Here is a 19,850-nt window from a genome sequence, read left to right as displayed (position 1 = left end):
GGAATCGGCGGCCAGGCCAGGTTTTGGTATTTTTGGCCTCCAACCCTTATCCAGTCTTCGCAAGCAGCTACACAATCCATAGCAACACAGGGCCCATTCCATGCTGACCAACCACTTCCTGAACGCCGACGAGCGTGCCGAACTCGACCTGTTCCGGCAATCGCTCGACCGCTTCTGCGACGCCGAGATCGAGCCCCACTACCGCGACTGGGAGCGCGCCGGCCAGGTGCCGCGCGCCCTGTTCGCGCAACTGGGCGCGCAGGGCTACCTGTGCGCCGACGTGCCCGACGCCTATGGCGGCGCAGGCGCCGGCGCGCACTTCTCGTTCGCCGTGGCCGAGGTGCTCTCGCGCCGCGGCTACGGCGGCCTGGTCGGCGGCCTGCAGGTGCACAGCGACATCGTGCCGCCCTACCTGCTCAACTCCGGCACCGAGGCGCAGCGCGCGCATTGGCTGCCGCGCATGGCGCGCGGCGAGGCGATTGCCGCCATCGGCATGACCGAGCCCGGCGCCGGCAGCGACCTCAAGGCCCTGCGCACCACCGCGCGCCGCGTCAGCGACACGCTGGGCGACGGCTACGCCATCGACGGCAGCAAGATCTTCATCAGCAACGGCCAGAACTGCGACCTGCTCGTGCTCGCCGCCAAGACCGACCCCGCGGCCGGTGCCAAGGGCGTGAGCCTGTTCCTGGTCGATGCGACCACGCCCGGCTTCACGCGCGGCAAGAACCTCGACAAGATCGGCCAGCACGCAGGCGACACGTCCGAGCTGTTCTTCCACGACATGCGCGTGCCGGCCGACGCCCTGCTCGGCGGCGTCGAGGGCCAGGGCTTCGTGCAGATGATGCGCGAGCTGCCGCGCGAGCGCCTCATCATCGGCGTGCAGGCCGTGCACGGCGCCAAGGGTGCGCTCGCCGCCACGGTGCGCTACGTGCAGGAGCGCCAGGCCTTCGGCCAGCCCCTGGCCCAGTTCCAGAACACCCGCTTCACGCTCGCCCAGTGCGCCACCGAGATCGCCGCCGCCGAGGCCTTCCTGAACGCCAGCGTGCACGCCTATGAACGCGGCGAACTGACCCCCGAGGCCGCGTCGGCACTGAAGCTGCACACCAGCGAACTCATGGGCCGCGTCGCCGACCAGTGCCTGCAGCTGTTCGGCGGCTACGGTTACATGGCCGAATACCCGATCTCCCGCTTCTGGACCGACGCGCGCGTGCTGCGCATCTACGGCGGCACGTCGGAAATCATGAAAGAGCTGGTGGCGCGGGGCTTGTTGGGGCGGTGAAGCGGCGGCTGGTGCCGCACAGAACCGCCATGCATGATCGATGCACTGCGCATCGCATGGCTCAAACGATATGGGATACGGATTCCAGGGGGCAAGTTCCTCTCTGGATGGACCCTCGAGCGGCGCGCGGCGGTGGGGGATTCACGACCTGTTCAAAGCGGGTCCATGGTGCTACAACGACCCCATGAGGCAGTGAATGCCTTGCAACTTTGCGGCACCGCCCGCCCTGGTGCCGCCCGGGAGGTCGTATGGATGCCATCAGCAACTTTGCCGCACGCTACGTCCACTTGCGCGAAGAGGAAATGTCGATCGACGAATACCTCGCCCACTGCCAACGCGACCCCACGGCCTATGGCAGTTCTGCCGAGCGCATGCTGGCGGCCATCGGCGAGCCCGAGATGGTGGACACGCGCCAGGATCCGCACCTGTCGCGCCTGTTTGCCAACAAGGTCATCCGCCGCTACCCCGCCTTCGCCGAGTTCTACGGCATGGAGGACGCCATCGAGCAGGTGGTGAGCTTCTTCCGCCATGCGGCCCAGGGACTGGAGGAGCGCAAGCAGATCCTGTACCTGCTGGGCCCGGTGGGTGGGGGCAAGAGCTCGATCGCCGAGCGCCTCAAGCACCTGATGCAGAAGGTGCCGTTCTACGCGCTCAAGGGCTCGCCGGTGAACGAATCCCCGCTGGGGCTGTTCGATCCCGTGGAGGACAGCCCGGTGCTGGAGGAACAGTTCGGCATTCCCCGGCGCTGCCTGCAGCATGTGCTTTCGCCGTGGGCCGTGAAGCGCCTCGAGGAGTATGGCGGCGATATACGCCAGTTCCGCGTCGTCAAGCGCTATCCCAGCATCCTGAAGCAGGTGGCGATTGCCAAGACCGAGCCGGGCGACGAGAACAACCAGGACATCTCCAGCCTAGTGGGCAAGGTGGACATCCGCAAACTGGAAAATTTCGCCCAGGACGACACCGACGCCTACAGCTACTCGGGCGGCCTGTGCCTGGCCAACCAGGGCCTGCTCGAGTTTGTCGAGATGTTCAAGGCGCCCATCAAGGTGCTGCACCCGCTGCTCACCGCCACGCAGGAGGGCAACTACAAGGGCACGGAAGGCTTTGGCGCCATACCGTTCGATGGCATCGTGCTCGCGCACAGCAACGAGAGCGAGTGGAAGGCGTTTCGCAACAACCGCAACAACGAAGCCTTCCTGGACCGCATCTACATCGTCAAGGTGCCCTACTGCCTGCGCGTCTCCGAGGAGGTGAAGATCTACGCGAAGCTGATCCGCGAGTCTTCGCTGGCCCACGCCGTGTGTGCCCCCGGCACGCTCAAGATGATGGCGCAGTTCTCCGTGCTCACGCGGCTGAAGGAACCAGAGAACTCCAGCATCTTCAGCAAGATGCAGGTCTATGACGGCGACAGCCTCAAGGACACGGACCCCCGCGCCAAGAGCTACCAGGAGTACCGCGACTACGCCGGCGTGGACGAGGGCATGGCGGGTATCTCCACCCGCTTTGCCTTCAAGATCCTGGCCAAGGTCTTCAACTACGACAGCACCGAGTTGGCGGCGAACCCGGTGCACCTGATGTATGTGCTGGAGCGGCAGATCGAACGCGAGCAGTTCCCTGCGGAGCTGGAGACCAAGTACATCGGCTACATCAAGGAATACCTCTCGCCGCGCTATGCCGAGTTCATCGGCAAGGAAATCCAGACCGCCTACCTGGAGAGCTACAGCGAGTACGGCCAGAATATCTTCGACCGCTACGTCACCTATGCGGACTACTGGATCCAGGACAGCGAATACCGCGACACCGACACCGGCGAGGTGTTCGATCGCAACGCGCTCAATGCCGAGCTCGAAAAGATCGAAAAACCCGCAGGCATCGCCAACCCCAAGGACTTCCGCAACGAGATCGTCAACTTCGTGCTGCGCGCGCGCGCCAACAACCAGGGCAAGAACCCGAGCTGGACCAGCTACGAGAAGCTGCGTCTGGTGATCGAGAAGAAGATGTTTTCCAACACCGAGGAACTTTTGCCGGTCATCAGCTTCAACGCCAAGGCCAGCGCCGAGGATGCGCGCAAGCACGAGGATTTCGTCACCCGCATGGAGGCCAAGGGCTACACCTCCAAGCAGGTGCGCCTGCTGTGCGAGTGGTACCTGCGCGTGCGCAAGAGCAGCTGACCGGCGCGCCGGCACCATGTAACGCGTGGGAGCACAGATGGCACTGCACATCATCGACCGCAGGCTCTCCGGCAAAAACAAATCGGTGGGCAACCGCGAGCGTTTCGTGCGCCGCTTCAAGGAGCAGATTGCCGAGGCGGTGCGCCGCGCCGTGTCCGAGCGCGACATCCGCCACATCGAGCAAGCCGAGAACATCACCATTCCCCGAAAGGACATCCGCGAGCCGGTGTTCCACCACGGCCCGGGTGGCGTCACCGACACAGTGCACCCCGGCAACAGCGACCATGCGCGCGGTGACCGCATCCCCCGGCCCCGGGGCGCCTCGGGCGGGACGGGCTCCCAGGCCAGCGACAGCGGGGAGGGGGAGGACGACTTCCGCTTCACCCTGTCCAAGGAAGAGTTCATGCAACTGTTCTTTGAAGACCTGGCCCTGCCGCGCCTGCTGCGCACCCATATCGCCGACACACCCCAATACAAGACGCGCCGCGCCGGCTACAGCCACGACGGCACGCCGCACAACCTGGCGGTGCTGCGCACCATGCGCGGCGCTCTGGGCCGGCGCATCGCTTTGACCAAGGCGCCGCACCGCGAGCTGCAGAGCCTGCTGGCACAGCTCGATGTCTTGCTGGCCCAGGACGATGGCACCAGCGCGGCCGTGGCCGAACTTCAGCAGCAGATTGACACCTTGAGGGCGCGCATGGGCAAGGTGGCCTTTCTCGACCCCATAGACCTGCGCTTTCGCAACCGCACCAATTTGCCCGTGCCCAACAGCCAGGCCGTGATGTTCTGCGTGATGGACGTGTCCGGCTCCATGGACCAGGCGCGCAAGGATCTGGCCAAGCGCTTCTTCATCCTGCTGTACCTGTTCCTGACGCGCCACTACGAAAAGATCGACATCGTCTTCATCCGCCACCACACCCAGGCTGCCGAGGTCAGCGAGGACGAGTTCTTCCACTCCACCGAAAGTGGCGGCACGGTGGTCAGCAGCGCGCTGGTGCTGCTCGACCAGATCGTGCGCGCGCGCTACCCCGTGGGCGACTGGAACATCTATGTGGCCCAGGCGAGCGATGGTGACAACTTCCCCAACGACGGTGCCAACTGCCGCAATCTGCTGGTCGAAAAAATCCTGCCGCTGGTGCGTCACTTTGCCTACGTCCAAGTGGTGCAGGAGGAGCAAAACCTCTGGAGGGAATACAGCCGGCTGCTGCCGCTGTTTCCCCACTTCGCCATGCGCAAGGCGTCCGAGCCGGGCGAGATCTACCCCGTGTTTCGCGATTTGTTCAAGAAAGAGGGGGTACCGGTATGAACCTCTCCCTGTACCCCGCGCTGGAACGCCGCGTGGGGCAAAAAACCGGGAAACAGGCCGCTGGAGGAGGGCGCCAGCGCGGCGTGCCCTGTGCCCCCCTGTTGGCCGGGAAGCGCCCCATGCACCCCCTTCCCGACCCCAACGACTGGACCTTCGAGCTGATAGAGCGCTACCACGCCGTCATTGCCGCCACGGCCGAACGCTTTGGTCTGGACACCTACCCCAACCAGCTCGAAATCATCAGCGCCGAGCAGATGATGGACGCCTATGCCAGCGCGGGCATGCCGGTCAACTACCGCCACTGGAGCTACGGCAAGGAATTCCTGGCCACCGAGCGGCGCTATCGGCGGGGCCACATGGGGCTGGCCTATGAGATCGTCATCAACGCCAACCCCTGCATCAGCTATTTGATGGAGGAAAACACCACGGCCATGCAGGCACTGGTGATTGCCCACGCGGCCTATGGGCACAACAGCTTTTTCAAGAACAACTATCTGTTCAGCATGTGGGCGGATTCTGGCAGCATCATCGACTACCTGGTCTATGCCCGTGACTTCGTCGCCCAATGCGAGGAGCGTTATGGATGGGCGGCCGTGGAGCAGTTGCTCGATTCCTGCCACGCCCTGGCCAACTTCGGTGTCGACCGCTATTGCCGTCCGTCCAAGAAAAGCCTGGCACGCGAGCGCGCCGAACTCGAGCAGCGTGAAGCCTACGTGCAGCAGCAGGTCAACGTGCTGTGGCGCACCTTGCCAACACGCCGGGGCAAGGACAGCGCGGCACGGGAAACCGAGCGTTTCCCCAAGGAGCCAGAGGAAAACATCCTGTACTTCATTGAAAAAAACGCTCCCCTGCTGGAGCCCTGGCAGCGCGAGATCGTGCGCATCGTGCGCAAGATTGCCCAGTATTTCTACCCGCAGCGCCAGACCCAGGTGATGAACGAGGGCTGGGCCACGTTTTGGCACTACACCTTGCTCAATACCTTGTACGACGAGGGCTGGCTCACCGACGGCGTGATGATCGAATGGCTCTCCTCGCACACCAACGTGATCTACCAGCCGCCCCCCGGTCACCGAGCCTACAGCGGCATCAACCCCTATGCCCTGGGCTTTGCGATGTACCGCGACATCCGGCGCATCTGCCAGAGCCCCAGCGCAGAGGACAGGCTCTGGTTCCCCGACATCGCCGGCGCGCCCTGGCTGCCAGCGCTGCACCACGCCATGCAGAACTTCAAGGACGAGAGCTTCATCGGCCAGTTCCTGAGTCCGCAGCTGATGCGCGACATGCGCCTGTTCGCCATCCACGACGACGCCAGCCAGAGGGAACTGCTGGTCAGCGCCATCCATGACGAGGATGGCTACCGCTTGCTGCGCCAGACTCTGTCGCAGCAATACGACCTGGGGGTTCGCGAGCCCAACATCCAGGTCTGGAACGTGAACCTGCGCGGCGACCGCTGCCTGACCCTGCGCCATACCCAGTACCAAGGCCGGCCGCTGGCCGACGATGCGCTGGAGGTGCTCAAACATGTGGCACGCCTGTGGGGCTTTGGCGTGCAGATCGAAAGCGTCAACGGCGACGGCGAGCTGCCGATGCTGCTGCACCGCGTGCCAGCGCCCCCTATCTGAGGATGTGCGGCAGGCCGCCGAAACCTCTCTCTGCGCCCGCTGTGCTGGGAGGCAGGACAGAAAGAGCCGGCGGAGAGCCGGTGGCACGGGGTGTTGGGCGGCAAGGCGGTCGCTGTCCCGACACGGCCACTGGCGGCATCGGTCTAATTTCCCAAAAGGGACGCCTTCAGGCTACTTGGACGCAGGGACTGCCGCAGCGGGTTTGGAGGTGGTGTGTTCCGTTTGCGCCTCCGTCTTGGCTTTCTTTGCCGCAGCGTGGTGGCCGACAGCGCAACCGGCGGCAGCACCCAACAAAGCGTGGTGACCGGCGACATGCCCTGCCGCGCCACCGACTGCTGCCCCCGTCAGGCACCCTTTGGCCTGGGCCAGGGGTGCGGCAGCCCATAAGGCGGCTGTTGAAGCGGCGATACACACCACCTTCAGCATCGAGAAATTTCTGACCATGGACAATCTCCTTCGCGCAGCCAAAGCGACCGCGAGGTTTCTGGGATTCGCGGCGCAAACCAATGATTCCCGCATGTCCGTGGATGGAGACCCCGTCCTACACAGCACGGACTCTCCGTGCGTTCGGGACCGGCGCCCGACGACCGCATCGATCACGTTGCCGGCGCCCACGCTGCTGTCTCGCGGCGATGGTCCAAAAGACAGCCGTTGGCGCACATGCCAAAATCGCCAAAGCGATAGACGGCGAAAACACACCACGCATCCCCCGCTTCACCCGAGCGGGATGTTCTGCTCCAGCCGCTTGCCCATGCTGATGCGCGGCTCCACACGGTAGCCCAGCGTGGCGTAGAAGCCCGCGACGGCGGCGTTGCCTTCGACGATCTGCAGGTTGACCTTCATGCAGCCGAGCGCGGCCAGCGCCTGCTCGGCGTGGCGGATCAGCGCGGCGCCCAGGCCCTGGCCGCGGTGCGCGGGGTGCACGGCCACCGAATACAGCCAGCCGCGGTGGCCGTCGTAGCCCGCCAGGGTAGTGCCGACCACGGCGCCGTCGCCATCGTCCAGGCAGACGAAGAACAGGCCGTCGCCCAGTGCGCGCTTCTTGGCGATCGACAGCGCCGGTGCGTTGTGCCCGGTCTGCGGGCCAAACACGGTGTTCCAGAGGGCGATCACGCCGGCCTCGTGCGCGGCGTGCAGGTAAGAGCTGATGTGGGGCATGGAGGGCGGGCCGTGTGTACCGAACCAGGTCGGGTTAAGGTGGGGCCACGATAGCTGGGATCAGCGACCCAAGGCTGCGCAAGGAAAGTAGATTGTGGTCTTTTTGGCACCTATCCCTTACCCTGTATGCGCTGGAAGCTATGGAAAACTGAGCAACAAGGCACCGCAAGATGGAAACCACCCCTTCCCACAGCTGGTTCTTCTGGGCCGCGCTGTCGGCCATTTTCGCCGCGCTCACGGCGATCTTTGCCAAGGTCGGCCTCCAGGGCGTGGACTCGGACCTCGCCACGCTGGTGCGCACCGCCATCATTGTTCTGGTGCTCACGGGCTTTGTCTGGTACGCGGGCAAGTGGAGCGATCCGCTGCAGCTGCCGGGCAAGACCTGGGCGTTCCTGACGCTGTCGGCGCTGGCCACCGGCGCGTCGTGGGTGTGTTATTTCCGCGCGCTGCAACTGGGCGAAGCGTCCAAAGTGGCGCCGGTGGACAAGTTCAGCCTGGTGCTGGTGGCGGTGTTCGCCTTTGTGTTCCTTGGCGAGCGCCCGTCGGGCACCAGCTGGCTGGGCATCGCGCTGGTCGCGGCGGGCGTGCTGGTGCTGGCGATCAAGCGCTAGCGCGCCGCCATGGCGCGCCGCGCCACGGTTTTTACAGCGACAGGATCGACACCGACTTGGTCACCAAATACGACTCGAGCGCTTCGGGGCCGCCCTCGGAGCCATAACCCGAGTCCTTGACGCCGCCAAACGGCATTTCGGCCGACGCGGCCGGGCCCTGGTTGACCCAGAGCATGCCCACGTCGAGCCGCTGCGCGAGCTGCTGCGCGGTCTTGATCGACTGCGTGAACGCATAGCTGGCCAGGCCGTAGGGCAGGCGGTTGGCCTCGGCCAGCGCTTCGTCGAGCGTGTCGAAGCCGCGGATCGCGGCGACCGGGCCGAACGGCTCATTGTTGAACACGCTCGCGTCGAGCGGCACGCCGGCCAGGATCGTCGGGGCGAAGAAGTTGCCGGCGCTGCCGATGCGTTCGCCGCCCGTGAGCACCTCGGCGCCCTTGGCTTTGGCGTCCTGCAGGACTTCGGCCAGCGCCGTGAGGCGGCGCGGGTTGGCGAGCGGGCCCATGCGCGTGGCGGCGTCGAGGCCGTTGCCTACCTTCAGCTGTTCGGCGTACCGCACCATGCCGTCGGTGAAGGCCTGGCGCACGCTGTTGTGCACCAGAAAGCGCGTCGGCGAGATGCAGACCTGGCCGGCGTTGCGAAACTTGGCGCCCGCCATGGCCTTGATGGCCGCGGCCACGTCGGCATCCTCGGCGACGATGACCGGCGCGTGGCCGCCGAGCTCCATGGTCGAGCGCTTCATGTGCTGGCCTGCGAGCGCGGCCAGCTGCTTGCCCACGGCCGTCGAGCCCGTGAACGTGATCTTGCGGATGACCGGGTGCGCAATCAGGTACGACGAGATCTCCGCCGGGTCGCCGAACACCAGGCCGACCGTGCCCGCGGGCACGCCAGCATCGACGAAGGCCTGCAGCAGCGCGGCCGGCGCGGCCGGGGTTTCCTCGGGCGCCTTGACGAGGAACGAGCAGCCGGTGGCCAGCGCCGCGCCAAGCTTGCGCACGATCTGGTTGACCGGAAAGTTCCAGGGCGTGAACGCGGCCACGGGGCCGACGGGCTCCTTGAGCACCAGCTGCTGCACATCGAGGCGGCGCGGCGGCACGATGCGGCCGTAGACGCGCAGGCCTTCGTCGGCAAACCAGTCGAGGATGTCGGCGCCGGCCAGCACCTCGCCGCGCGCCTCGGCAATCGGCTTGCCCTGCTCCTGCGTGAGCAGCTGCGCAATGGCGTCGGCGCGCGCGCGCACCAGCGCGGCGGCGCGGCGCATGGTCTGCGCGCGCTCGTGGGCGGGCGTGTTGCGCCAGGCCTCGAAGCCGCGCTGCGCAGCCGCGAGCGCGCGGTCCAGGTCAACGCGGCCCGCGTGCGCCACCTGCGCCATGGCGGCGCCCGTGGCGGGGTTGACGACGTCGATGCGCCGGCCACTCTGCGCGTCCTGCCATTCGTTGTCGATCAGCAGGCGGGTGTCGGGGTAGCTGGCGGTCGGGGCGGTGGTGGAAGTGCTGCTCATGGGACCTCGCGGTGGTGATAGGCGGTGACAGGAAAAAGACCTCGGCGGCGCGCGGCGGCGGGCGGCGAGGCGGCAGGGGTGCCGGCCATTGTGCCGGCGCCGCCATCCCCGCGCTGTAGCGCGCGCGTCAGAACGGCGCGGATTCCGGGTCGGTGTCGGCGGGCGCCGTGGCGGGGCCGGTGACGGTGCGCGGCGCAGGGGCGACGCTGCCGGCGGGGGCGGCAGCCGCGCCGATGCCGCGCTCACTCTCGCCGCCCAGCGCCTCGATCAGGTCGGGGATCAGCCGGGTCAGCTCGCCCGTGGCAATCGCCACGTCGGCGTCAAAGCCGCCGTCGTCCTTGCCCTTTCCGTCCAGCACCGCATCGAGGAACGCGAGCTTCTTGATCTGCAGGCCTTCGGTCAGCAGGAACGACACGCGGTCGTCCCAGCTCAGCGCGAGCTTGGTCGGCAGCTTGCCGGCGGCAATGTGCGCCTGCACCTCTTCGATGTCGAGCGGGTGGCGCGCGTAGCGCACCACGGCTTTTTCTTCGTCTGCGGCCTTGAGCTCGCACTCGCGGTCCACGGTGAAACCCACGGGCGCCTCTTGCGTTGCCAGCCAGTGCGCCATGGCCGCCTGCGGCGAGGTCTGCGTGTCCAGCAGCGACACCGACAGGCCCGGCAGCGCCTCGACCAGCGCCGTCACCACCTCGTCGGCACGGCCCTGGCTCGACGTGTCGAGCACCAGTGTGCGCGCCTCGCGGTCGATCCACACCCACATCGAGCCCTGCTTGGTGAACGCCATCGGCAGCAGGTCGAGCTTGGCCTCGTCCTTGAGTTCCTTGGCTTCCTTCTTGCCCGGCTTGCGGCCGGTTTCCTGCTCGATGCGCGCGGCCTTTTCCTGCACGCGGCGCGCCAGCACCGAGCCCGGCAGCACCTTGGACTCGACCATGAAGCGCAGCACCCACTGCCCGCCCACGGATTCGGCCAGCGGCCCATGCGCCTCGCCGCGCGGCGGCACCCAGCCCCAGGCGCGCTCTTGCGTGGCGCCGCACTCCATGAACGGCGCCTTGGCCAGCGCCTCTTCGATTTGTTCCAGCCCGATCTGCCACTGCGGCGCGATGCGGTACACGATCATGTTCTTGAACACGGACACCCTTTATCTCTGGCGGGTCGGAAAGCAACCCCAAGCGCAGCATTGTCGGTGCAGCCCCCGGGCCGGTCGCACCGGCAGGGGCCACCGGCCCCGCAAAGCACTCTGTTTTTCATAGCTATCAGCGCTTTCTCAACAAGCGCTGGAGGCCGATTTCATGGGAAACACACAGCGCCGCATCAACGGCCGCTTGTCACAACTTTACACAGCCTCACCCATTCCTCATGGGCCCGATACAGAGCGGGAAGACACTGGCCCTCAACCGCTGGCACGGTCGTACCGGCGGGCCACCCATCGAAAGGACTTCCCCATGTCTCGCTTCAACCGCCGCCTCCTCGCCACCGCCGTGGCCGCCGCCATGGCCCTGCCGGTGCTCGCCCAGGTGCCCGCCAACAGCCCGGCACCCGCCCAGGCCGAGACCGCCCCCGCACGCAGCGCGGGTCAACCGATGCGCCCGAACGCCCAGCAACGCGAGCAGATGCGGGAAAAAATGCACGAGCGCATGGCCGCCTTCAAGCAAAAGCTGCAGCTCACCGCCGCGCAAGAGAACGACTGGAACACCTTCACGGCGGCCATGAAACCCGGTGAGCGCACCGCGCGCCTGGACATGCAAGGCATGGGCCAGCTGACCACGCCCGAGCGCATTGACCGCATGCGCGCCATCCGCGCCCAGCGCAGCGCCGAGGCCGACCGCCGCGGCGAGGCCACAAAGGCCTTCTATGCCACGCTGACGCCGCAGCAGCAAAAAACCTTTGACGCGCAAAGCCTGCGCATGGGCGGCGGGCGCGAAGGCGGCCGCTGGCACCACGGCGAAGGGCGCAAGGGCTCCGAAGGCCCTGGCCACCGCCATGGCATGCACCACGGCAAGGCGGGCGGCCCCACCACCCCGGCCCAGGCACCCGCCGCGCAGTAACACGCCGCCCTGCTCTTTCACGGCCCCTGTGCATTCGCTGCGCAGGGGCCGTGCCTTTTGGGCGCACCGCCTCTACACTGGCCTGCACGGGGTGCCCGGTGCGCATCCCGAGGAGTTGCGCCATGGTCCGTGCCTTGTCCTCTCTTGACCTGCCACCAGCCGCGCGCCATGCAGCGGCCCACGCCGCCCACAGGCGGCGGCCGGTGCAGCGGCTCGCGCGCACCGCCGCCCTGGCCGGCGCCATGCTGTCCACCGGCGCCCACGCCCAACTCCTCGAAACACCCAGCGTCTACCTGCAGGCCGGCTGGGCGGGCCACCACAGCGCGTCGCTCACGCTGGGCACCACCCGGCCCTGGGCGGGCTGGGAGCGCCGCACGGGCGCGGGCGTGCTCACCGGCCACTGGAACCTGTACGCCAGCCAGTGGCGCAGCGAGCGCGCCAATGGGCGCGAACACACCACCGTGCTCGGACTGGTTCCGACCCTGCGCCTGCACCCCGGCGGTGGGCGCTCCCGCTGGTTCATCCAAGGCGGCCTGGGCCTGGCCTTGTTCGACCGCCTCTACAGCGCGGGCGACCGCCATTTCAGCTCCCGCGTGAATTTCGACACGCACATTGGCGTAGGTGGCCGGTGGGGCGAACAGGGGCGGCACGAGTGGCTGCTGCAGCTGCAGCACGTGTCCAACGGCGGATTCAAGCAGCCCAACCCGGGCGAAAACTTCCTGCAGCTGCGCTATGCGCGGCATTTTTGACCCCTGTGGATAAACCTGGGGGCAAAAACCGGGGAAACGTGCACTTATCCACAGAAAAATGAAAGTCTCCGCACTTATGCCCAATGCACTTCGGCCATAAGGGAGCCGGGCGCACACGGTTAGACAATGCGCAAGCCCCTGTGGCGGCTGAGGAAAACGAGGTTGTCCACAGAAAAAGCCAAAGCCTACTACTACTACTATTTAAATAGAGTTAGCTTAGAGAACAACTTGGCAACGCCCGCGCCCCCGGTTTTGCGCCGCTCCGCCCCGGCCACGCGGTGCCAACGGACCGCGCGCATGCACTGATCTCCCTTCCTCGCCGCCGAAAACGCGGGCCATTTCACCCTTACGCTATCAAATATGGAGCTTCCAGCGATTGCTGCATCAGGGCCAGAGGCACTTTTTGCCGTTTCAAAGGGCGCAGGTGTGGTTTCGCATAACCCTGGGGACAGTTGGCGCACAACCGGGCACTTGTCCACAGAAAAAGGACCTGGCGCGCACTTGTCCCCGCCCGCCGGACACCGGCCGCGGGGCCCGGCGCACAGCGTTTCGTGCGCGCCATGTGGTTGATTCGCAAAGGGAAAATCAGGTTATCCACCCAAAAACGCAAACCTTACTATTACTACTATGTATTTATAGAAAGAAGAAAGAGATAACCGCCGGCACACAAGGTCCCCGAGGCCGCCCAGCGCAGATTCCCATGGCAGGGATACCCACCGCAGGTGCAAAAGGGGATGAGAAGCACGGTGGCCCGTGGCACGGATTGGGACAATGGGCGCACGAAAGCTGCAGCCAGCGCCTGGGAAGCCCGGCGGCGCGGTCTGCCGACCGGGTCCGCAAGGGCGCCGCGAGCCTTGTCCACAGAAAAACGACCCGGCTCCCGCGCTGCCCGCCGCAGAAAGGGCGCACCAGGGGCCCGCAAACCGCCGCCAGCCGCTTCGGGCAGCAGGGTCAGGGCCCCGGTGGCTGCCCCGGGGGCTGGCGCAGCAGCGGCTCGATCTGATCGCGCGGCAGCGGCGGGCTGAAAAGATAGCCCTGGTAGGTCAGGCACCCGGCGCTCAGCAGCATGTCGCGCTGCTCGGGGGTCTCGACCCCTTCGGCAATGACGTCGAGCCCCAGGCTCTCGCTCAGGGCGATGATGGTGTTGACGATGGCCGCGTCGTTGGGGTCGGTGAACAGGTCGCGCACGAAGCTCTGGTCGATCTTGAGCTGCTCGAGCGGCATGCGCTTGAGGTAGCTCAGGTTGGAGTAGCCGGTGCCGAAGTCGTCGAGCGAGAAACCCACGCTGTAGGCGCGCAGCGCCATCATGGTGGCGATGGTGGCGTCCATGTCCTCGACCCACTGGCTTTCGGTCAGTTCGAGCTTGAGCTTGCTCGACGGGGCCCCCGTCACGGCCAGGACGCGCACCACGTCGTCGACAAAGCTGGGGTGGCGAAATTGGCGGGGGCTCACGTTCACCGCCATGGTCAGGTGGCTCAGCACCGGGTCGCGGTGCCAGCGCGCCAGCAGCGCGCAGGCGGTGTGCAGCACCCAACGCCCCAGGGTGAGGATCAGGCCGGTCTCTTCGGCCAGCGCGATGAACTCGGCCGGCGGCACGGTGCCGCGCTGCGGGTGCTGCCAGCGCACCAGGGCCTCCACGCCGACGCAGCGCCCCTGGTGGTCCACCTGGGGCTGGTAGTGCAGCACGAACTGGTCTTGCGCCAGCGCCGCGCGAAAGTCCGACTCGAGCGCGGCGCGCGCCATCACGACGGCCTGCATCTGCGGGTCGAAAAACCGCAGCGTGTTGCGCCCGGCGGCCTTGGCCTGGTACATGGCCAGGTCGGCCTGCTTGAGCAGGTCGCCCACGCTGTGCTGCTCGCCCTGGAAAGGCGCCACGCCAATGCTGGGCGTGCTGCGGTACTGGTAGCCCGCCAGCGCATAGGGCGCCGACAGCGTGGCCAGGATCTTCTCGCCCACGCCGCGCGCCTGCAGTGCCAGTTCGCGCGGATCGGCGTTGAGCGATTCGAGCATCACCACGAATTCGTCACCGCCCAGCCGCGCCACCGTGTCCATGTGGCGCACGCAGGTGTTCAGGCGCTGGGCGACCTGCTGGAGCAGCAGGTCGCCCTTGTCGTGCCCGAGCGTGTCGTTGAGGGTCTTGAAGTTGTCCAGGTCGATGAACAGCAGCGCGCCGCCCTGCTGGTTGCGCTGGGTGTCGGCCAGCGCATGCTGCATGCGTTCGATCAGCAGCATGCGGTTGGGCAGTCCGGTGAGCGCGTCGTAGAACGCCAGGCGCTGGATCTCGCGCTCCGTTTCCTTGCGTTGCGAGATGTCGGTGTTGATGGCCAGGATGGAATCGGGCTGGCCGTCTTCGCCGCGCACCAGGGTCCAGCGCCCTTCGACGTGCAGCGTGTGGCCGTCGCGGTGTTTTTGCACGAGCTCGCCGGTCCACTCGCCCTGGGCCAGCACCACGCCGGTGGCGCGCTCGAAGGGCAGCGGATCGTCGTACAGCAGGGCAATGATCGACTGCCCCTGCGCCTCGGCCGCGCTCCAGCCGTACATGCGCTGCGCACCCTGGTTCCAGAACCGGATCTGGTGCTGCAGGTCGCGCACCAGGATGGCGTCCTTGGCGTTGTCCAGCAGCGAAGCCTGGCGGCGGATGCGCGCGTCCGCCTGCTGGCGCTCCAGCTCTGCCGCCGCGCGCGCGGCAAAGATCTGCAGGGTCGAGGCCACCAGATCGGTGTTCTGCAGGGGCTCGCGGAACAACACGAAGACCATGCCCAGCACCTCGCCCTGGCTGCCCACCAGCTGCTGGCCGGCATAGGCCTGCGCGCCCACCTGCACGACGACGGGCGCATGCGGGTACTGCTGGGCCAGGTTGCGCTCGACCATGTACTGGCGCTGCGTGAGCAGGGCCATGCTCGGAGCGCCGGCGAGCGGGTATTCGGCATTGGCCTGCAGCTGGCCGTCGACCACGAGCGCCAGCGACATGGCGCGCCGCTCCTGGTCTTCGCGCGCAGGCAGCAGGCGGGTCACGCAGCCGGCCTGGGCGTCCAGGGCCTCGGCCATGTTGCGTGCCAGCTGCACGAAGAACTCGGTGCCCGTGGTGGCCGACACGGCGGCGGCCACCTGCATCACCGAGGCGTGCAGGCGCTGCTGCGCGCGGCGCGTCCGCAGGCCCATGATGCCGAACGCCAGGTCGTTGGCCATCTCCTGCAGCAGGCCCGCTTCCTGGGCGCAGATCTGCAGCACCTCGGGCGCATAGAGGCAGAGCAGGCCGAAGGTGCTGCCCTCGTGGCACAGCGGCAGGCTGATGGCGCCATGGAAGCCGTGCGCGCGCATGGCGTCGAGCGCGCCGGCGTACTGCGGATCGTTCTGCACATCGCGCACGATCACGGCCTGGCCTGTGCGCACCGCCGTGCCGCCCGGCCCGCGCCCGCGCGGATGGTCCTCAGACCACGACAGCTGGAGCGATTCGACGTAGCCCAGATTGATGCCGGCGTGCGCCACGGGTTCGATGCTCTTGTGCACGTCGTCGCGCGCCAAGCCCACCCAGCCCATGCGGTAGCCACCGATGTCCACCGAGATCCGGCACACGGCCAGCAGCAGCTCTGCTTCGGAGGTGGCGCGCACCAGGGTTTCGTTGCAGGCGCTGAGCAGGTGGCGCGCGCGCCCCAGCCGCGCGAGCTCGCGTTCGGCGCGCAGGCGCTCGGTCACGTCGGTCACCATGACCTGCTGCGCCATGCCGGTGTCAAAGGCCACGCTGCGGGCCGACACCTCCACGTCCACCGCCCGGCCGTCCTTGTGCCGGTGGCGGTGCAGCGCGCGCTCGCAGTGCGGCGCTTGCCCCAGGGCCTGCGCCCCGGGATCGAACCACAGCTGGCGCATGTCCATCTGCAGCAGCTCGGCTTCGCTGTAGCCGTACATCGCCACCATGGCCTGGTTGACGGCCAGGATGCGCGGGCTCTCGCCCTGTTCGCAAACCCACATGGGCTGGGGGTGGGCGGCAAACAGCAGCTTGTACTGGGTCTCGGAGGCCAGCAGCTGCGCCGCCATGTGGCGCAGCTGCACCATGGAGCCCACCGACTCGGACAGGATCTGCAGGTGCGCCACGTCGCGCGCGCTGAACGCGTCGGCGTGCGCAGACATCGCCTTGAGCACGCCCACCACCGTGCCGTGGTTGCGCAGCGGCACGGCCAGGACCGAGCGCAGGGCTTCGCGGCCATAGGCACCGCCAAGGTCCCAGCCCGCGGCCGCCGTGTCGTTGCACAGGGCCGTCTGGCCTTCCTGGAGCGAGGCCCACAGCAGGCTGTCGTGCAGCGGCAGCGCAGTCCCTGTGGGGCGCGTGAGCGGACCTGAACTTGCGTGTGACATCAGCCGATCGCCGTGCAGCAGTTCGACCATCACGCCGTCGGCGCCGCTGCTGCGCCGCGCCGCATCGGCCACCACCTGGAGCACCTGATCCAGGCCCAGGTGCGGGGCCGACATCTGTTGCTGCACCCGCACCAGCTCGGCGTGGGTCTGTGCCTCGTGCTGGGCCTGCAGTTCGGCCTGCTTGTGCGCGCCGATGTCGGACATGCCGCCCACCATGCGCACGGCCTTGCCCTGGGCGTCTCGGAGCACGAAACCGCGGTCCAGCACCCAGGTGAAGCTGCCGTCTTCGCAGCGGAAGCGGTATTCGGCCGACCAGTTGCTGTCGGTGCCCTCGATGGCCGTGCGCAGGCTGTGCAACACCGCCGCGCTGTCGTGCGGGTGCAGGCGCGGCGCCCACGACGAACTGTCGGGCGGACGCGCATCGGGCGGAACGCCGAACAGGTATTGCATGCCCTCGTTCCACCACATGGCATCGTTGAGCAGGTCCCAGTCCCACACGGCATCGGCGGTGGCGCGCGCCACCAGGTGGAAGCGCTCGCGGCTCAGGCGCAAGGCCTCTTCCTGGGCGTGCTGCTCGGTCACATCCTGGAAGGCGCCCTGCACCTGGACCACCTGCCCCTGCGCATTGCGCACCGCCTGGCCGACGGCGCGCACCCAGATCTGCGGGCGCCCCGGGAGGACCACGGCGGCGTGCAGGTCGAAAGCGCTGCCACGGCGCATGCAGGCCTGGACGGCGCGTTGCGCCCGGTAGCGGTGCTCGGGCGCAAACAGGTCGAGCGCCTGCGCCAGGGTGCGCACGCTCTGGCCCAGCCCATGGACTTCATCCGACCAGTCCAACGCCATACTGGGCAGCCGCAGGATCCAACCGCCCACGCGGGCCATGCGACCGGCCACGCGCAGGGTTTCCGTCTGCGCCAGCAGCGCCGCCTGCATGTGATCGCGCTCGTGCGCCACCTGCTGCAGCCGGTGCTGCTGGCGGCGCAGCTCCAGCTGCGCCATGGTCTGGGCGGCGAGCGCCTGGAGCAGCGCCACCTGGTCCGCATCGGGGGCCGCGCGGGGCTGCGTGTCCATCACCGCGACGGTGCCCAGCGCCAGCCCCTGCGCATTGACCACCGGCGCGCACGCATAGAAACGGATGTGCGGCGCGCCCAGCACCAGCGGATGGGTGGCAAATACCGGATGCTGCAGGGTGTCCGGAACCACCAGGGCGTCTGGGCCACGCCCGAGCGCCTGCTGGCAAAAATCCAGCGCACGCGCGGACTCGGGCAGCTCCAGCCCGACCACAGCCTTGAACCACTGGCGCTCTGCGTCCACGAAGTTCACCACGGCCATCGGCGTGCCCATCACGCGCGCCGCCAGCTGGGCGATCTGGTCAAACGAGGATTCGGCAGGCGTGTCCACAATGGCGTACGAGGCCAGCGCCTGCAGCCGCTCGGCTTCCGGGGAGGCGGCGGGCGTGGTGTCCATGGTCATCCCTGCGGCAGCGTGCCGCAGGCAACCAAGACGGTCCTGAAGGGTCCGAACATTGGCATCGATCAAGCCCTGGGGGGTTGTGGAACCAAGGGCGCGCGGCGCACGCCATAACATTTTGTAGCAATGCTACACCGGCCCGCCTGTGTTGTGCCTTACAGGCTCACGCGGCAGCGGGTCGATCAGACGCTGCGCCATTGTGTTCTTGCGCACTGCAGGCAGGCGCGTAATTGTGCCGAAGCCGATGGCTGCCGGCGGGGTGGCGGAGGCTGCGAATGTGCGCCCTGCGCCCGACACCCCGCAGCGATGGTGTCGCTGCTGCCGGCCTGACCTATTCCGCGGGCCGGATAAGACGCACGCTCGCATCGCTGGAAGCAAAATCGCCCTCCAGCGCTTGCTGGCAAAGCGCTGGCAGCTATCTTTTTGATTTCTACGCGGAGACCCGGGTGCGCCGTGCACGCACCGCGGCGGCCAGGTGCTCGAGCACCGGAATGGTCTGCGCCATGCTGATGCAAGCGTCCGTCACCGACACGCCGGGCTGCAGGGGCTGGCCTTCGACGAGGTCCTGGCGTCCCTCGTGCAGGTGGCTCTCGATCATCAGGCCGATGATGCGCATATCGCCCGCGGCGATTTGTGCAGCCACGTCGGCCGCCACCTCGATCTGCCGGCGGTGCTGCTTGCTGCTGTTGGCGTGCGAGACATCGACCATCACCTGCGGGCGCAGACCCGCGGCCGCGAGCAGCGCGCAGGCCGCGTCCACGTCGGAGGCGCTGTAGTTGGGCTGTTTGCCGCCGCGCAAAATCACGTGGCAGTCGTCGTTGCCGCGTGTCTCGAAAATGGCCGACTGGCCCATCTTGGTCATGCCCATGAACGCGTGCGAGGCCTGCGCGGCCAAGATGGCGTCGCTCGCCACCTTCACGCCGCCGTCGGTGCCGTTCTTGAAACCCACGGGGCAGCTCAGGCCGCTGGCGAGTTGGCGGTGGCTCTGGCTCTCGGTGGTGCGCGCGCCGATCGCGCCCCAGCTCACCAGGTCGCTGATGAACTGCGGCGAGAGCAGGTCGAGGAACTCCGTGCCCACCGGCAGGCCCAGCGCCAGCACGTCGAGCAGCAGCGCGCGCGCCATCTCCAGGCCCTCGTTGATCGCGAAGCTGCCGTCCAGGTGCGGATCGTTGATGTAGCCCTTCCAGCCCACGGTGGTGCGCGGCTTCTCGAAGTACACGCGCATCACGACCAGCAGGTCGCTCTGCAGCGCGTCGGCCTGGGCTTTGAGTTGGCGCGCGTAGTCGAGCGCCTGGCCGTGGTCGTGGATGGAGCACGGCCCGACGACCACGACCAGCCGGTCGTCCTGGCCGTGCAGCACGCGCGAGAGGGCCGCGCGGCTGTGCTCGACCAGCGCCTGCGCGGTGCCGGGCGCAGGCAGCCACTCCTGCAACAGGGCCGGGGTGATGAGCGGGCGCACGGCCTTGATGCGCACATCATCGATGCGCGTGGTGTCGTGGGTCGAGAGCGCCCGGGGCGCAGCGTGGGTGTGGGGCGTGGTCATGCGCGGATTGTCGCGCGGCGGCGCCGCCGGCGTCCGCCCGCGGCCGGA

13 protein-coding genes are annotated in these 19,850 nt (G+C 67.5%); 7 read left to right on the top strand and 6 right to left on the bottom strand.

Annotated features, from left to right (window positions below):
* Window positions 1–100: 100 nt before the first annotated feature.
* The 4 genes from B2J86_RS12280 (at window position 101) to B2J86_RS12265 (ending at window position 6,378) form a co-directional block, all read left to right on the top strand.
* On the top strand, window positions 101–1,279 hold the full coding sequence (locus B2J86_RS12280) for an acyl-CoA dehydrogenase family protein (RefSeq protein ID WP_173025733.1): 1,179 nt from the start codon (window positions 101–103) through the stop codon (window positions 1,277–1,279).
* A 248-nt stretch (window positions 1,280–1,527) separates the two neighbouring features.
* Window positions 1,528–3,450: a PrkA family serine protein kinase gene (locus tag B2J86_RS12275; RefSeq protein WP_169168931.1), complete on the top strand. Its 1,923-nt coding sequence runs from the start codon at window positions 1,528–1,530 to the stop codon at window positions 3,448–3,450.
* Window positions 3,451–3,487: 37 nt separating this feature from the next.
* Window positions 3,488–4,756, top strand: coding sequence for a YeaH/YhbH family protein (locus B2J86_RS12270; RefSeq protein ID WP_173025732.1), 1,269 nt, complete (start codon window positions 3,488–3,490; stop codon window positions 4,754–4,756).
* Window positions 4,753–6,378 carry a SpoVR family protein gene (locus B2J86_RS12265; protein ID WP_169168933.1) on the top strand — a complete coding sequence of 542 codons (1,626 nt, stop codon included), beginning with the start codon at window positions 4,753–4,755 and terminating at the stop codon, window positions 6,376–6,378. Before B2J86_RS12270 ends, B2J86_RS12265 begins: the two co-directional genes overlap by 4 nt.
* Window positions 6,379–6,549: 171 nt before the next feature.
* Here the strand turns inward: B2J86_RS12265 and B2J86_RS12260 are convergent, their stop codons facing one another.
* Window positions 6,550–6,822 carry a hypothetical protein gene (locus tag B2J86_RS12260; RefSeq protein WP_206042539.1) on the bottom strand — a complete coding sequence of 91 codons (273 nt, stop codon included), beginning with the start codon at window positions 6,820–6,822 and terminating at the stop codon, window positions 6,550–6,552.
* 270 nt (window positions 6,823–7,092) lie between these two features.
* Window positions 7,093–7,536, bottom strand: coding sequence for a GNAT family acetyltransferase (locus tag B2J86_RS12255; RefSeq protein WP_169635601.1), 444 nt, complete (start codon window positions 7,534–7,536; stop codon window positions 7,093–7,095).
* Window positions 7,537–7,706: 170 nt separating this feature from the next.
* Here B2J86_RS12255 and B2J86_RS12250 point away from each other — a divergent pair, with 170 nt between their 5' ends.
* Complete coding sequence (locus B2J86_RS12250) at window positions 7,707–8,147, top strand: EamA family transporter (RefSeq protein ID WP_169168935.1); 441 nt, start codon at window positions 7,707–7,709, stop codon at window positions 8,145–8,147.
* A 31-nt stretch (window positions 8,148–8,178) separates the two neighbouring features.
* Here the strand turns inward: B2J86_RS12250 and B2J86_RS12245 are convergent, their stop codons facing one another.
* Complete coding sequence (locus B2J86_RS12245; RefSeq protein ID WP_173025731.1) at window positions 8,179–9,645, bottom strand: NAD-dependent succinate-semialdehyde dehydrogenase; 1,467 nt, start codon at window positions 9,643–9,645, stop codon at window positions 8,179–8,181.
* Between the two features lie 127 nt (window positions 9,646–9,772).
* Window positions 9,773–10,771, bottom strand: coding sequence for a recombination-associated protein RdgC (locus tag B2J86_RS12240; RefSeq protein WP_173025730.1), 999 nt, complete (start codon window positions 10,769–10,771; stop codon window positions 9,773–9,775).
* Window positions 10,772–11,084: 313 nt separating this feature from the next.
* On the opposite strand from B2J86_RS12240, the gene B2J86_RS12235 reads away from it, so the two are divergent.
* A complete protein-coding gene (locus B2J86_RS12235; RefSeq protein WP_169168938.1) occupies window positions 11,085–11,687 on the top strand; it encodes a Spy/CpxP family protein refolding chaperone in 603 nt (200 codons plus the stop codon).
* A gap of 122 nt (window positions 11,688–11,809) precedes the next feature.
* Window positions 11,810–12,436 carry an acyloxyacyl hydrolase gene (locus tag B2J86_RS12230; RefSeq protein WP_254068082.1) on the top strand — a complete coding sequence of 209 codons (627 nt, stop codon included), beginning with the start codon at window positions 11,810–11,812 and terminating at the stop codon, window positions 12,434–12,436.
* Window positions 12,437–13,387: 951 nt separating this feature from the next.
* Here B2J86_RS12230 and B2J86_RS12225 read toward each other — a convergent pair.
* Complete coding sequence (locus B2J86_RS12225; protein WP_173025729.1) at window positions 13,388–18,256, bottom strand: EAL domain-containing protein; 4,869 nt, start codon at window positions 18,254–18,256, stop codon at window positions 13,388–13,390.
* Window positions 18,257–18,689: 433 nt separating this feature from the next.
* Window positions 18,690–19,802 (bottom strand): 3-deoxy-7-phosphoheptulonate synthase, encoded by a 1,113-nt coding sequence (locus tag B2J86_RS12220; protein ID WP_169635606.1) that lies wholly within the window; start codon window positions 19,800–19,802, stop codon window positions 18,690–18,692.
* Window positions 19,803–19,850 lie beyond the last annotated feature (48 nt).

The organism is Acidovorax sp. SRB_14, from assembly GCF_012932145.1.
Taxonomy (GTDB): domain Bacteria; phylum Pseudomonadota; class Gammaproteobacteria; order Burkholderiales; family Burkholderiaceae_C; genus Simplicispira.
The sequence above is the reverse complement of the archived record's forward strand: the minus strand, read 5'-3'. Positions and strand labels throughout refer to the sequence as shown.